The organism is Billgrantia pellis (assembly GCF_008297955.1).
Classification (GTDB): Bacteria; Pseudomonadota; Gammaproteobacteria; order Pseudomonadales; family Halomonadaceae; genus Halomonas; species Halomonas pellis.
Genome location: NZ_VTPY01000001.1, coordinates 585780 through 599621 on the forward strand (window position 1 = coordinate 585780; position 13842 = coordinate 599621).

The following is a 13842-nucleotide window of genomic DNA, read 5'->3' on the forward strand; positions in this document are numbered from 1 at the left end:
GGGCCGGGCTTAGTCATTACGTTGGAAACATGCCTCAGCCGTTGAGCCAGTTTTCCACGACATCCTGGTTCTCTTCGACCCACTGCTTGGCGTTCTCGTACGGGTCGGCGCCTTCTTCCTGGTTCATCAGCATGACTTCGCCCATCTGCTCGGGCGTCCACTCGAACGCATCCAGAATGGCATGGGCTTCGGGCATATCCTCTGCGAAGCCTTGGCGCACCACTGTGTGGATCTGCTCGGCACCGCCGTAGACGTTCTCGGGGTCCTCGAGGTACTTGAGGTCCCAGCGGGCGAACATCCAGTGCGGTGTCCAACTGGTCACCACGATGTCCTCTTCGTTGGAGATGGCGTTGGACAGGGCGGCGACCATGGTCGCGTCGCTGCCGCTGCGAAGATTCAGATCGAGATCATACGTATCGACCACTTCTTCGGTCAGGCCCATCAGGCCGGCGCCGGGGTCGATACCGATGATTTCGCCGTTGAAGGTATCGGCGTGGTCGTTGAGTTCGGCGATGCTGTCGACCTCGGTGTAGGTCGGTACCACCAGGCCCAGCTTGGTGCCGTCCAGGTTGGGGCCGAGATCCTCGACGTCATCGCCGACCCGCTCCAGGTACTCTTCGTGCGTGGTCGGCAGCCAGGCCGCCACGATGGCGTCGGCATCGCCGGAGGCCACGGCCTGCCACATGGCGGCGGCGGAGAGCGACGTCATGTCGACGTCGAAGCCCGCCTGCTCGAGCACGGCACGCACCACGTTGGTGGAAGCCACCTCGGATGACCATTCCACGTAGGCCAAGTGAACAGTGCCCTTGTCCTGGGCCTGGGCAACACCTGCGGTCAAGCCGGCGCCGGCCGCCAAGGCCAGCCCCGCAATCCGCATATGACGCGATAGAAGACTCTTAGTCATGTGTTTCCCTCCGTTTGCTTCAGTTTACTTTGCTTTACATTGACTAGCCTGACCTTTCATCGCCTGGGATGCAAGGAAGGCCCCGCTCAGCGCTTGCGCGACTTGCGCAGCGACTGCGTCAGGCGATCCAGCAGCATGGCCAGGATCACCACGGCGATACCCGCCTCGAAGCCGTCACCCGGGCGCAGGCGCTGAATGGCTCGCCACACTTCGCTGCCCAGTCCGTCGGCGCCGATCATGGCGGCGATCACCACCATCGACAGCGCGAGCATGATGGTTTGGTTGATGCCCGCCATGACCGTAGGCAGCGACAGCGGCAGCTGTACCTTGAACAGCTTCTGGCCGCGGGTGGCGCCATAGGCGTCGGCCGCTTCGATCAGCTCCACCGGTACTTGGCGAATGCCCAGGGTGGTGAAGCGAATCGCAGGAGGCATCGAGAAGATCACGGTGGCGAAGATCGCCGACACCGAGCCGATACCGAAGAAGGGAATCGCCGGAATCAGGTAGACGAAGGCCGGCATGGTCTGCATGAAGTCCAATACCGGCATCATGGCGCGGTAGAGCCGCTCGGAGAGCGCCGCGGCGATACCCACGGGCAGAGCGATGACCACTGCCACCAAGGTGGCGATGACCACCAGGGTCAGGGTCTCGATCATCGGTTCCCACAGGCCCATGTTCCAGATCAGCGCCAGCCCGGCCACGGCGCCGATGGCCAACCGCAGGTTAGCCAGTTTCCAGCACAGCCCGGCGATGACGGCCAGCAGCGCCCACTCCGGCAGCCACATCAACATATCGTTGAGCCAGGCGATGCCGCTCTGGGTCACCCGGGAGATGGCTCGGGTCACCATCGAGTATTCGCTGGTCAGCCAGTCCAGGCCGCCTTCGATCCACCGGCCCAGCGGTATACGGGGAATGTCGAATGCCATTAGTTGCCTCCTTCCTTAGCCGCCTGGGCCAACTCGTCGAGCACCGCGCCCTTTACCACCACGCCCAGTAGCCGTTTCCGTTCATCCACCACGGCGATGGGGAAACGCTTCGCGGTGAACATGGCGAAGAGATGATGCATCGGCTCGTCCGGCCCTACGGTACGGAAGTCCTGGGTCAGGGCCTCGGCAATGCTCTCCTTACCTTCCTTGACCAGGCTTTCGGCAGCGTCGGCCTCGAGCAGGCCCATCAGGCTGCGATCGCGGCGGGTCACGTAGATCGAATCGATGCCATGCTCGCGCATCTTGCGAAGGGCGGTACGCGGGCCGTCGGTGTCACGTACGGTGGCACGTACCTTGCGCATGGCGCTCTCGGCGGTAAGGATGCGCGACCGGTCGACTCCCTCGATGAAGCGTCGCACATAGTCGTCGGCAGGTCGGGTGAGAATTTCCTCCGGCGTGCCGATCTGCACGATCTCGCCATCCTTGAGCAGGACGATACGGTCGCCGATGGTCAGTGCCTCGTCGAGGTCGTGGGTAATGAACACCGTGGTCTTCTGCATGCGGTGCTGCAGTTCCAACAGTTCCTGCTGCATATCGCCGCGAATCAATGGATCGAGGGCAGAGAAGGCCTCGTCCATCAGCAGCACGGTGGCATCGTTGGCAAGTGCCCGGGCCAGCCCAACGCGCTGCTGCATGCCGCCGGAAAGCTGGTTGGGGTAGGCGTCTTCCCAGCCGTCGAGCCCCACCTGCTTGAGCGCGTTGCGTGCGGTGTCGGTGCGCTCGGCCTTGTCCACGCCACGAATCTCCAGGCCGAACTCGGCATTCTGCAGCACGGTGCGATGGGGGAAGAGGGCGAAGTTCTGGAACACCATCGAAAAATGGCGACGGCGGCACTCCAGCAACGCCTTGTCGCCGAGCTCGGAGATGTTTTCGCCATCGATGACGATGTCGCCCTCGGTAGGCTCGATGAGACGGTTCAAGCAGCGAATAAGCGTGGACTTGCCCGAACCGGACAGTCCCATGATAACCAGAAGCTCACCTTCAAAGACGTCGAAGTTGATATGGGAAAGCCCCAACGTTTGTCCCGACGCTTCGAGTATCTCGGGGCGTTTCAGCCCTTGGTCGCGTAGTTCGAGCGCCTTCTTCGGCTGATTGCCGAAAACCTTGCTCAACTGTCGCACACGTATCTTGACGTTTCGGTTTTCGTTCATCGTATTGCCTTCTGTCAGGCGCATGGTCAATAAGCCTCGGCCGTATCGGCTTACGCTCTGCTTGCCGCCAGCCAACTATGCCGCTTTCCTTGACTGACAAAGCCGATAACCCTAACGGCTGTAACATAAAGTTTCAAATTCGACTGACTCGCTTAGCCATTGACGATTCGCCCGTCGCGCTTCACGAACCCATGTTAATGAATCAACGGCGAGCAGGGCGTAGGCTCATCTACCCCGCGATGCGAAAGTACCCGAGAGGCGAAACAGGCGAGGCGTTCACGGCCTCTCTCACGGCCTCTTAAAAGAGTTTCCGCACACGCCGGCGGTGGGTTCATGAACCTGCCCCGGCGACATTTTGCCGCTCTCATGACGCGCTTGGCTTCGGTGCTATTTCAACCGGTGCTTTCCGTGTAGGGAGCGGCGCTTTCCGTATCGGGCAAGAACCGCTTTGTTTGTTTGACGATGACACTTCCAGCGGCTAAAAAAATAAAGAGAGTATTGTCATTCACTCTGTCTTGATGTATTTATTGTGCCGCATCCCGTGAAATCCCCAAAGCAAGGAATACGCAATGTCTCTACTCAGTGAATTCATGCAGAAAGAGCAGCAGCTCAAGCAGCTTCAGGCCGAAATGGAGCGTCTCCAGAACGACGAGCGCCTGAAAGCCGAGCTCGAGTTCAAAAGCAAGCTCGAATCGCTGATGCGCGAGTTTAACAAGAGCTCAGCCGATGTCATCAATCTGCTGGAGCCGCAGGGCGGCAAGAGCGCTAGCACCAAGGCACCGGCCAGTAGTGGCGGTGGCCGTCGCAAGCGTAAGTTGAAAATCTACAAGAACCCGAAGACCGGTGAAGTCGTCGAGACTCGCGGTGGCAACCAGAAAACGCTGAAAGCCTGGAAGGACGAACATGGCGCCGACACCGTGGAAGGATGGCTGGTCCGCGTTGAGTCGTAATGCCAAATGAGTGCCGGGCCGATCGGGCCCGGCTACGGTGAACGCATGGTTCCGCTATCGGGGTCATACGCTCGTCTTAAACGATCCTTCCTGCGATCACTCCCGGTGAATGGGAAGCTGCATCGTCATATCGCTGTCGTTCCATTCGACGCGAATGGCCTCGCCGCTGGCAAAGCAACGTTTCTTGGGGAGCCCTTCGCTGACCAGGTACTGAACCACGGCAGGAATGTCATCCAAGCTTTCGATCGGCACGCAGGCATGGCGCTGCGCCGGTAGTTCCAGCAGCCGAAACGACACCGGTATGGCAACGCCGGCGGTCGAGGCTTCATCGATCAACGGCCCCAGGTCAATGCGTTCCACCTTGCTATCGAGGGGCAGATGATGTATCAGGGCGATGCCCGGACCTTGCCGCAAACGCTCCGGCAATGCATTGGCCCCGCGGATGTTTTGCGAAAGCTTACGCAGATTGTCCAGGTGGCTCTCGCGTTCATGCTGGTAAAGGCGAGTCACCAGCGCTTGACGTGAAGGCAGCTTGCAAATCTCGAACGATGGCGGATCGCCACTATGTTCCTGTCGGTAGGGGTGGCGATAAAGCCGGATCCGCTGTTCCTGACGATATTGGCGTGGCGTCAGGTTGTGGTACCTTAGAAAGGCCCGGCTGAAAGCGGAATGATTCTGATAACCACAGCGAGCCGCGATGGTTTGAATGGGGTATGGGGTGAAAATAAGGAGTCGTGCTGCCTTTTCCAGTCGCAGGATATCGCGGTAAGCGCTGGGCGAGAGCCCGAAGCACTGCTTGAACCTGCGCCGAACCTGAGAGGTCGAATATCCGAGTCGGCTGGCGAGGTCCTCGATTCCCTGCTGGCTTTCCACATGATCTTGCAGCCAGATCTCGGCCCGCATCATCTCGTTGAACATTCGTATAGTCCCTGTCCCTTGCATTGTTGGGCAACCATTGCCGGGGCAACCGTTGCTTCCCTTTTTTCGGACGCCTCGAAGGAGCCTCGCGGGCGATGCGTATAAAGCATAAAGCCCATTATGATTTTTGGTTATGCGCACCTTTATGCGCTGTGGTGAGAGCCGAAGGCAAGTTCGGTAACACCCATTGACCGTTTGTGCATATTTTTGAGCGATGAACCGGTCTGTCGATAACCCCGGTTATCATCGAAGCGATTTCGGTTCGCTGTGACCTCTTCGCTGCGCATTTTTTTGACGGTATACTCGATCGACCCGAATCGAGTGCCAACCGGTACTTGAGCCAATACGGATACCAATGAGAAACCAGAAGCCCAACCGATCCATGGACGAGCGCGAAAAGCTGCGTAAGTTTCGTGAACTCGACGACGCCTTCGCTCAGGCGCTTCGTGAGCTGGAAAAGCCCAATTCCCGGCTGAACATTCCCACCGGCCCGCCCGTCCGTAGCCTGGCCGAGCGGGAAGCCGAAGAGCAGCAACAGCGCGAGCAAGCCTTCCGGCAGCGGCTCGAATCGCTGATGAAGGAATACGCGCAACCCACGGAGAGCGTGGCGCACCTGCTTCGGACCATGCGGTCGCTCGGACACATTGCCTGACCCAGGCACATCGTTGATGCGTTCATGGCTGACCTGCACATGACCTATTTCCTGGTGATGGGCAGCCTGGTGCTGTCCGTGCTGTTCACCGTTGCATGGGCGTTGTCCGCCATGCTGCGCTGGCTGGCTGTGGGCCTGCCGATGAGGCGTGGCGGAGCGCCAGGCAGAGCGACCAAAAAAACCGCGAAGCGAACGACCCGCAAGCCGGCTCCGCGCAAGGCGGACAACAACAGGGCAGCCGGCAAGGCGGCCAGCGGCAGGGCTGCCGCCAGCAAGGCTACCGAGCCGCCTCGTCACCCCTGGCGCCTCACTCGTCGCCTGGCGGAGTGGCGCGCCAGCATGCCCTTGGCGATCGTCGCGGCGCTGACCTATCTGGTGGCACGGCTCGCCGCCCACGGCATGAGCTTTCGCCCGCCCTATGCCGCCCCGGACGGGTTTCATGATCTGCTGGTTGGCCTCGGCTGGCTCTCGGCCGGCCTCATCGTCGTTGCGCTGCTTCATCGTCTCGCTGCCTGGCGCTGTCGTTGAGCCAGCGTAGTCGTCCTGCCGCTCATCCTTTCGGATGCTTTTCGTCATGAATTCGTAAAAGGCAGGTCAACTGACTGAGCCATCAGGCCCATTTGGGGTCACAAGGCGGTAGAGCGAGTTGCGAGAGTCCCGTAGAATTGCCCCATTCCGATAACGATACCCTGAAGAGGAAACCGTCGAGCCCCTGTCCACCGGCAGACCGAGATCCGAACCGCCAAGGCATTCTGTCGGCCCGGATCCGTCCCTGTTCGTTTGTAGGGCTCCTGACCGTTTCCGGTATCGCCAACATCTCAGGGCAAGGGAACTGCCCGGAACAATCCCTGGGCGGTAGCGTGCCTGGAAAGCTGGGTGAGACGGGGCCATACCCTCGGCATGAGACGAATCATCTCGCAGTGACTCCGAATTTTGTGAAAACTGGAAACCTAATGAATCTTTGTGTAACTGACGACGCTGTCTGGATGCACAGGTCATGGAGCGGGAGGCATAGGGATATGGAGACGGGGCAGGGGCTAGCGTGAAGATACTCGTTACCGGCATTGCCGGATTCATTGGCCACGCCGTCGCGCGGCGCCTCAGCGGGCGGGGCCATGAGATCGTCGGCATCGACAACCTCAATACCTATTACGATGTGAGCTTGAAGCAGGCGCGGCTCAACGACCTGGCCGAATGCCGCGACATTCAGTTCATTCATATGGAACTGGCGGATCGCGAAGCCGTGGCGGCGCTGTTTCGGGAAAACGGCTTTGACCGAGTGATTCACCTGGCCGCCCAGGCCGGCGTGCGCTATTCGCTCGAGAACCCTCACCTTTATGCCGACTCGAACCTGATCGGTCACCTCAACGTGCTGGAAGGTTGCCGCCTGCACAAGGTGGGGCATCTCGTCTACGCGTCGTCGAGCTCGGTCTACGGTATGAACGCCAAGACGCCATTCGACACCGCCGACAGTGTCGATCATCCCGTCAGCCTGTATGCCGCCACCAAGAAGGCCAACGAGCTGATGAGCCATACCTATGCGCACCTTTACGGGATTCCCATGACGGGGCTGCGTTTCTTTACGGTGTACGGCCCATGGGGTCGGCCGGACATGGCGATCTTCAAGTTCGTCAAGGCGATGTTCGAAGGCAAGCCGATACAGGTCTACAACCACGGCGACATGTCGCGTGATTTCACGTACATCGATGACATCGTCGAAGGCGTCGTGCGCATACTCGATGTCATTCCCCAGCCCAACCCCGACCGGCACGCCGCTACCGCCAGGCCGGATCAAAGTACCGCGCCTTACTCGCTGTACAACATCGGTTATGGGGCGCCGGTGTCGCTGATGGCGTTCATCCGCGCGCTGGAGGCCGCTACCGGGCGGGAAGCCATATGCGACTACCTGCCCATGCAGCCCGGCGACGTGCCGCGCACCTGGGCCGATACCGAAGCGTTGCTGCAGGCCACCGGCTACCGGCCCAAGGTGCACGTGGAAGAAGGTGTGCATCGCTTCGTCGAGTGGTATCGCGGTTTCTACAAGGTTTAACGACGAGACTCGGGCGGCACGACATGGACGACACTCCGCGGATTTTCCACCACGGCGCCGCCGTCGGTGTCACTGGCAGTTGCCATCGCTTGCAGGTCGCCGCGGACCGCGCGCTGCTTGTCGATTGCGGACTGTTCCAGGGGCAGGATGCCGATCACCCGGACAGTCTCGAGCAGCATCGGGTTCGTTTCCCGATCGACGACGTGCTGGCGCTGGTGGTCACCCATGTCCATATCGATCATATCGGGCGCTTGCCGCATCTCCTGGCGGCCGGCTATCGCGGCCCGATTCTCTGTTCGATACCCTCACGGCGCCTGTTGCCTCTCGTGATCGAGGATGCGCTCAAGGTCGGGTTCACTCGCGACCGAGCGCTGATCGAGCGCTTTCTGGCCGAAGTCGAATCGCGCCTGGTCGCGCTGGATTATCGTGCCTGGCATCCCCTGATCGACGACGAGCGCCACCGCATCCGCATCAGGTTACAGCGCGCCGGGCATATTCTCGGTTCCGCCTATGTCGAGGTGGACACGTACGACAGAACCACCGGTCACCGTCAGCGTACGGTATTCTCCGGCGATTTGGGGGCGCCCCATGCGCCGCTGCTGCCCGCGCCGACACCACCGTACCGTGCCGATGTGCTGGTGTTGGAAGCCACCTACGGCGACCGGCTGCATGAAGACCGCCGACACCGCCGCGGCCGGCTGAAGGACGCGATAGACCGAGCGCTCGCGAATGGCGGCACCGTGGTCGTGCCGGCGTTCAGTATCGGCCGCACCCAGGAACTGCTCTACGAGCTGGAAGGACTCATACACCGCGCCAGCGATGCGCGCTGGCGCGACCTTGAGATCATCGTCGACTCGCCCCTGGCGGCGCGTTTCACCGAGGTGTATCGCGATCTCAAGCCCTGGTGGGACGCCGAAGCCCATCGCCGGCTGCGCAGCGGTCGCCACCCCCTCAGCTTCGAGAACCTCTATACCGTGGACGACCACGCCGCCCACGAGCGCACCGTGACCTACCTGGCCGAGAGCGGCCGTCCCGCGGTGGTGATCGCCGCCAGCGGCATGGTCAGCGGGGGCAGGGTGGTCAACTATCTCAAGCGCCTGTTGGGCGACCCGCGCCACTGCGTGCTGTTCACCGGCTACCAGGCCGTCGGCACCCCCGGCCACGACATCCAGCGCTACGGGCCACGCGGCGGCTGGGTCATGCTGGATGGCCAGCGCATCGAGATACGCGCTCAGGTGGAAACCGTGAACGGCTACTCCGCTCACGCCGACCAGCACGATCTGCTCCATTTCGTGCGTCGCATGCGACAACCGCCACGTGAAGTGCGCCTGGTGCACGGCGATCCCGGGGCCCAGGCCGCGCTCAGGAGGAAGCTGCTGGAATGGGCAAAAGAGGCAGGGCATGAACTGACGGTCACGCTGGGGGCGGAGGGGTCGATGACGGAGCCTCAGTCTGCCAACGCCACCGCCGAGGCGATGGCGTGAGTCGTTCATTTCGCCTGGCAGCGGCTTCGGTCTACTATCGGTGATGCGTTTACCAACGCACATTCAATAAAGGGACGGCAATGAACGTTACGGTATTTGGAACCGGCTATGTGGGATTGGTGCAAGGGGCCGTGCTGGCGGATGTGGGCCATCACGTCATTTGCGTCGACGTGGACGACGCCAAGGTCGAGCGCCTGAAGAAAGGCGAGGTTCCCATCTACGAGCCCGGGCTCGAGCCGTTGGTGAAGGACAACTACGCTGCCGGTCGGCTGGAGTTCACCTCCGATGCCGCCGCCGGCGTGAAGCATGGTCAGGTGCAGTTCATTGCCGTGGGCACCCCGCCGGACGAAGACGGCAGTGCCGATCTGCAGTACGTACTGGCCGTGGCCGAAACCATTGCCGAGCACATGGAACGGGACCAGATCATCATCGACAAGTCCACCGTACCGGTGGGTACCGCCGACAAGGTGCGCGACAAGGTCGATGCCATCCTGGAAGCCCGCGGTCGCAAGGACCTGCGTTTCGACGTGGTCTCCAATCCCGAATTCCTGAAGGAAGGCAGCGCCGTCAGCGACTGCCAGCGCCCCGATCGCATCATCATCGGCACCTCGAGCAAGCAGACCGAGGACGTGATGCGCGAGCTCTACGCGCCCTTCAGCCGCCAGTTCGACAAGATGATCGTGATGGACGTGCGCAGCGCCGAGCTGACCAAGTACGCCGCCAACTGCATGCTGGCCACCAAGATCAGCTTCATGAACGAAATGGCCAACCTGGCCGAACGCCTGGGCGCCGACATCGAGATGGTGCGCCAGGGCATCGGCTCCGACCCGCGGATCGGCTATCACTTCATCTACCCCGGCGTCGGGTACGGCGGCTCGTGCTTTCCCAAGGACGTCCAGGCGCTGATTCGCGCCGCCGACGCTATCGACTTCGATGCCAAGGTGCTCAAGGCCGTAGAGGCGCGCAACAACGACCAGAAGACCACCCTGTTCCAGAAGATCGACAGGCATTATCAGGGCCACCTGGCCGGCAAGACCTTCGCCCTGTGGGGGCTGGCCTTCAAGCCCAACACCGACGATATGCGCGAAGCCCCCAGCCGGGTCCTCATGGAGGCCCTGTGGGAAGCCGGTGCCAAGGTACAAGCCTACGACCCCGAGGCCATGGAAGAGGCCCAGCGCCTCTATGGCAGCCGCGACGACCTGAGCCTGTGCGGCACCAAGGAGGCCGCCCTGCGCGGTGCCGATGCCCTGGTGATCGTGACCGAGTGGCAGAGCTTCCGCGCCCCGGACTTCGAGTTGATCAAGCAGCAGCTCTCGGAACCGCTGGTTTTCGACGGGCGCAACATGTTCGAACCCAAGCGCATGGCCATCAAAGGCTTCACCTATCTTTCCGTTGGGCGGTAACACGCTGAAGCTACAGGAGTCTTTTTGACCGCTTTCGTTACCGATACCCTGCGTGCTCGCCTTATCGAAGGCGTGCACGCCGTGGGGCAGCAAGTGCTGGCTATCTATGCCCGAGACTTTGCGGTGGCAACCAAGGATGACAAGAGCCCGCTGACCGAAGCCGACATGGCGTCTCACCATGCGCTGGTCGCCTTGCTCGAGGCGGAAGCACCGGGCGTGCCGATCCTATCGGAGGAGTCGGGAGACATCCCTTACGAGACGCGCCGTGGCTGGCAGCGCTACTGGTTGATCGACCCGCTGGACGGCACCAAGGAATTCATCAAGAAGAACGGCGAGTTCACGCTCAACGTGGCATTGATCGAAGAGGGCGTGCCCGTGTTCGGCATCGTGCATGCCCCCGTGCTGGAGACGACCTGGACCGGGCAGCAGGGGCAGGGGGCCTGGAAACAGGAAGGTAACGGCCCTAGCCATCCCATTACCGTGCGAAAGCTGCCCGATCCTGCGCGGCAGCCCTGGCATGTGGTGGGTAGCCGCTCACACGGCTCGGCAGCATTCGAAGCCTTCTGCGCCGCATTGCCCCACCATGAGCGCATGACCCTGGGCAGCTCGCTCAAGCTCTGCCTCGTGGCCGAAGGCAAGGCCGACCTTTACCCGCGCCTAACGCCCACCTGTGAATGGGACACGGCTGCCGCGCACGCGGTGGTCACCGCGGCAGGTGGCGAAGTGCTGAATGCCCATACCCTGACGCCGCTGCGCTGCAACCAGCAAGACAGCCTGCTCAACCCGTTCTTCATCGTTTGCGGACAGCGCGATGAGCGTTGGAGAAACGCGCTTCGCGCGAGTCCTATCTAACGGTAATTCTTGGCAACGAAACGACTGCGCACCCGGTTCAAGGAAGCGCCAATAATCGAGTGAGAGAGAACGTACCTTCTATGACGACACCCAGCACATCCCCACATGACCCTCAGCCGTATGCCAACGACGACGAAATCTCACTGATTGACCTCACCAAGATACTGATCAAGCGCTGGAAGACGCTGGTCGTGACGTTCGGCTTGGTAGTGCTGGCGGCGTTGGCATATGCTTTCCTGACGGATCGTACTTATCAGTACACCTCCCTTTATCATGTTGCCGAGCAGGCAACGAGTGGGGGGGCGAGCGGGCTCGAATCGCCCAATGCCGTTATCGCCAAAATCCAGAATCTCTACATGGGCCCAACAGTGCGTGAGCTCAGAGAGACTGCCAAACTGGAGCGACTACCTTTCGACGTTAGCGTCAATAACCCCACCGACACACTGTTAGTTCGGCTGGAATCCGAGACCAGCGAGGAGAATAGCGATTTGGTCAGCCAGCTGCATGAGCGCTTGCTGGAAAAAACCATGGAAGATCAACAGATGCTGCTGGAACGCAACCGCGAGCGACTGGAGCAGCAACTGGCTAGCGCCGAACAAGCATTGGATGCAGCGGAGCAAGGAGAAGCAAGCGGCGAGCTGCTAGCGACTTACGTAAGCCGTATTGCCGAGCTGGAAGCACGTTTAGCGCAGCTCAATGAAGGGCAGATAGCGCAGGTAGCTGTACAAAGTCTAGAGCCAACAGGCACTAGCCGTACGCTGATTCTAGCACTAGGCATCGTGCTGGGCGGCGTGCTGGCGCTGATGGCGGCGTTCATGCTGCATTTCGCTAGTTTGGTTCGAACCAGCTTGCAGGAAGAGTCGTAAGGAAAAACAACACTGCCAGCATTCTGACCGCATTATCCTCGGCGACTTGAGAAAGCAGACTGAAGGCGTGATGCGCGAGCTCTACGCGCCCTTCAGTCGCCAATTCAATAAGATAATCGTGATGACGTGCGCAGCGCCGAGCTGACCCGGTACGCCATGAACTGCATGATGGCACCAGCTCAGTTAGCTTCGATGGGCGAAATATGTTCGAACCGAAGCGAATGGAAATCAAAGGGCAAAGAATCTAGTTATCGCAGGGTAATTGTCATGCTTCTTTTTGCTGATGGCTAGCTGTATAAACGGAGTTTTCTTGGATACTAACCCAAAAAGTATTGTTAACTATCCGATAGTTCGTTTTGTTAATTTGGGGTTGCGTGGAAGTACGCTTGCTGCTAAGTTTGCGCTCTTGTTTGTTCTGGCGTACTTTCTTGAACCTGTTGATGTTGCCTTGTATGGCTTGATTGCTGCTACTATTTCATATTCGCTTTATGCGCTGGGTTTTGATTTTTATTCTTACAGTACTCGTGAGCTTTTGGGAAGTCCTCGTGCGCAATGGGCAAAATTACTGAGAGATCAGACAGTTTTTTTTGTTAGCATATATTGTCTTGTTCTCCCTCTTTTGCTTATGGTATTCGCTTCTGGCCTTCTGCCTTGGTCAGTAGCACCTTGGTTTTTTGTTTTGGCTGTGTTGGAGCACCTTGGTCAAGAATTAAATCGCATGCTGGTCGCAATGTCTAGGCAGTTGCTCGCTGGTGTGGTGCTCTTCTTGCGCTCTGGCATTTGGGCCTTCGTCGTGGCTCTTATGTTCTGGTACTCAGAAGCTTTTAGGAATCTTGAGTTTGTTTTTTTAGCTTGGGCCATCGGGGCGTTTCTAGCATGCTTGCTTGGTGTCCTGTCTTTAAGGTCACTGGACAGAAGTTGCCTCGTACAAGAAGTTGATTGGCGCTGGATTTTTTCCGGTATTAAGGTGGCGATACCACTTTTGTTGGCAACATTGGCGATTCGTGCTGTTTTTACCGTCGATCGCTATTGGGTAGAAGATATAGCCGGAACCGAGGTGCTGGCAGCATATGTATTGTTTGCGGGCGTCGCAAATGCGGTGGTGGCCTTTCTTGATGCGGGAGTCTTTGTATTTCTCTACCCTAGGATTGTGAGCGCTTTCAAAGAATCTAATGCGCAAGCGTATGATAAGGGCATGTTGGCGCTGTTGAAGCAAGCTTTTTGTATCACGCTCCTGCTTTGCCTAGCCGCAGGATTGCTCATTCATCCAGTGCTCCACTGGTTGGGAAGAGAGGCCTACTCTCAGCATGTCGGGATCTTGTATATAATGTTACTGGCGATGTTTATTTTTTCTATGAGCATGGTGCCTCATTATGGCGTTTATGCCATGTCGAAAGATAGGTATATAGTGGGAAGTCATATATTGACACTATTCGTTTTCTTATTAGCTGCAGCAAGTTTGGCGAGCGTTTCGCCAATTTATGCCGTGCCGGTGGCACTGTGTATTTCTTTTGCTTTTATGGCTACTTGCAAGCTGGTGGCGTATTTGCATTTGAAGTCAAGATTGATTTGGGGCAAGCTCAGCGGTAATGAAGCTACAAGCTTATAGACAGGCGTGCAAGCTTC

Annotated in this window: 13 protein-coding genes; 9 read left to right on the forward strand and 4 right to left on the reverse strand. The window is 59.3% G+C overall.

The window, feature by feature from the left end:
* Positions 1-34: 34 nt before the first annotated feature.
* The 3 genes from F0A17_RS02810 to F0A17_RS02820 form a co-directional block, all read right to left on the reverse strand.
* Complete coding sequence (locus tag F0A17_RS02810) at positions 35-904, reverse strand: glycine betaine ABC transporter substrate-binding protein (RefSeq protein WP_149326803.1); 870 nt, start codon at positions 902-904, stop codon at positions 35-37.
* Between the two features lie 86 nt (positions 905-990).
* A complete protein-coding gene (locus F0A17_RS02815) occupies positions 991-1830 on the reverse strand; it encodes an ABC transporter permease (protein ID WP_149326804.1) in 840 nt (279 codons plus the stop codon).
* Positions 1830-3041: a quaternary amine ABC transporter ATP-binding protein gene (locus F0A17_RS02820; protein ID WP_149326805.1), complete on the reverse strand. Its 1212-nt coding sequence runs from the start codon at positions 3039-3041 to the stop codon at positions 1830-1832. Before F0A17_RS02820 ends, F0A17_RS02815 begins: the two co-directional genes overlap by 1 nt.
* Before the next feature lie 569 nt (positions 3042-3610).
* Between F0A17_RS02820 and F0A17_RS02825 the strand changes: the two genes are divergently transcribed.
* Positions 3611-3991, forward strand: coding sequence for a histone-like nucleoid-structuring protein, MvaT/MvaU family (locus F0A17_RS02825; RefSeq protein WP_149326806.1), 381 nt, complete (start codon positions 3611-3613; stop codon positions 3989-3991).
* A 96-nt stretch (positions 3992-4087) separates the two neighbouring features.
* On the opposite strand, the gene F0A17_RS02830 is transcribed toward F0A17_RS02825, so the two are convergent.
* Entirely contained in the window at positions 4088-5050 is a 963-nt protein-coding gene (locus tag F0A17_RS02830) for a helix-turn-helix domain-containing protein (protein WP_228716781.1), read from the reverse strand.
* A gap of 241 nt (positions 5051-5291) precedes the next feature.
* Here F0A17_RS02830 and F0A17_RS02835 point away from each other — a divergent pair, with 241 nt between their 5' ends.
* The 8 genes from F0A17_RS02835 to F0A17_RS02870 all read left to right on the forward strand — a co-directional run bounded on the left by F0A17_RS02835 (position 5292) and on the right by F0A17_RS02870 (position 13825).
* Complete coding sequence (locus F0A17_RS02835) at positions 5292-5561, forward strand: hypothetical protein (RefSeq protein ID WP_149326807.1); 270 nt, start codon at positions 5292-5294, stop codon at positions 5559-5561.
* 24 nt (positions 5562-5585) lie between these two features.
* Positions 5586-6089: a hypothetical protein gene (locus tag F0A17_RS02840; protein WP_149326808.1), complete on the forward strand. Its 504-nt coding sequence runs from the start codon at positions 5586-5588 to the stop codon at positions 6087-6089.
* 514 nt (positions 6090-6603) lie between these two features.
* Positions 6604-7611: an NAD-dependent epimerase gene (locus F0A17_RS02845; protein ID WP_149326809.1), complete on the forward strand. Its 1008-nt coding sequence runs from the start codon at positions 6604-6606 to the stop codon at positions 7609-7611.
* A gap of 23 nt (positions 7612-7634) precedes the next feature.
* Positions 7635-9095: an MBL fold metallo-hydrolase RNA specificity domain-containing protein gene (locus tag F0A17_RS02850; RefSeq protein ID WP_149326810.1), complete on the forward strand. Its 1461-nt coding sequence runs from the start codon at positions 7635-7637 to the stop codon at positions 9093-9095.
* Positions 9096-9175: 80 nt separating this feature from the next.
* Positions 9176-10498 (forward strand): UDP-glucose dehydrogenase family protein, encoded by a 1323-nt coding sequence (locus tag F0A17_RS02855; RefSeq protein ID WP_149326811.1) that lies wholly within the window; start codon positions 9176-9178, stop codon positions 10496-10498.
* Positions 10499-10522: 24 nt separating this feature from the next.
* A complete protein-coding gene (gene cysQ, locus F0A17_RS02860; protein ID WP_228716782.1) occupies positions 10523-11350 on the forward strand; it encodes a 3'(2'),5'-bisphosphate nucleotidase CysQ in 828 nt (275 codons plus the stop codon).
* An 80-nt stretch (positions 11351-11430) separates the two neighbouring features.
* On the forward strand, positions 11431-12216 hold the full coding sequence (locus F0A17_RS02865; protein ID WP_149326812.1) for a Wzz/FepE/Etk N-terminal domain-containing protein: 786 nt from the start codon (positions 11431-11433) through the stop codon (positions 12214-12216).
* A gap of 310 nt (positions 12217-12526) precedes the next feature.
* Positions 12527-13825, forward strand: a complete 1299-nt coding sequence (locus F0A17_RS02870) for a lipopolysaccharide biosynthesis protein (RefSeq protein ID WP_149326813.1) — start codon at positions 12527-12529, stop codon at positions 13823-13825.
* Positions 13826-13842: the final 17 nt, after the last annotated feature.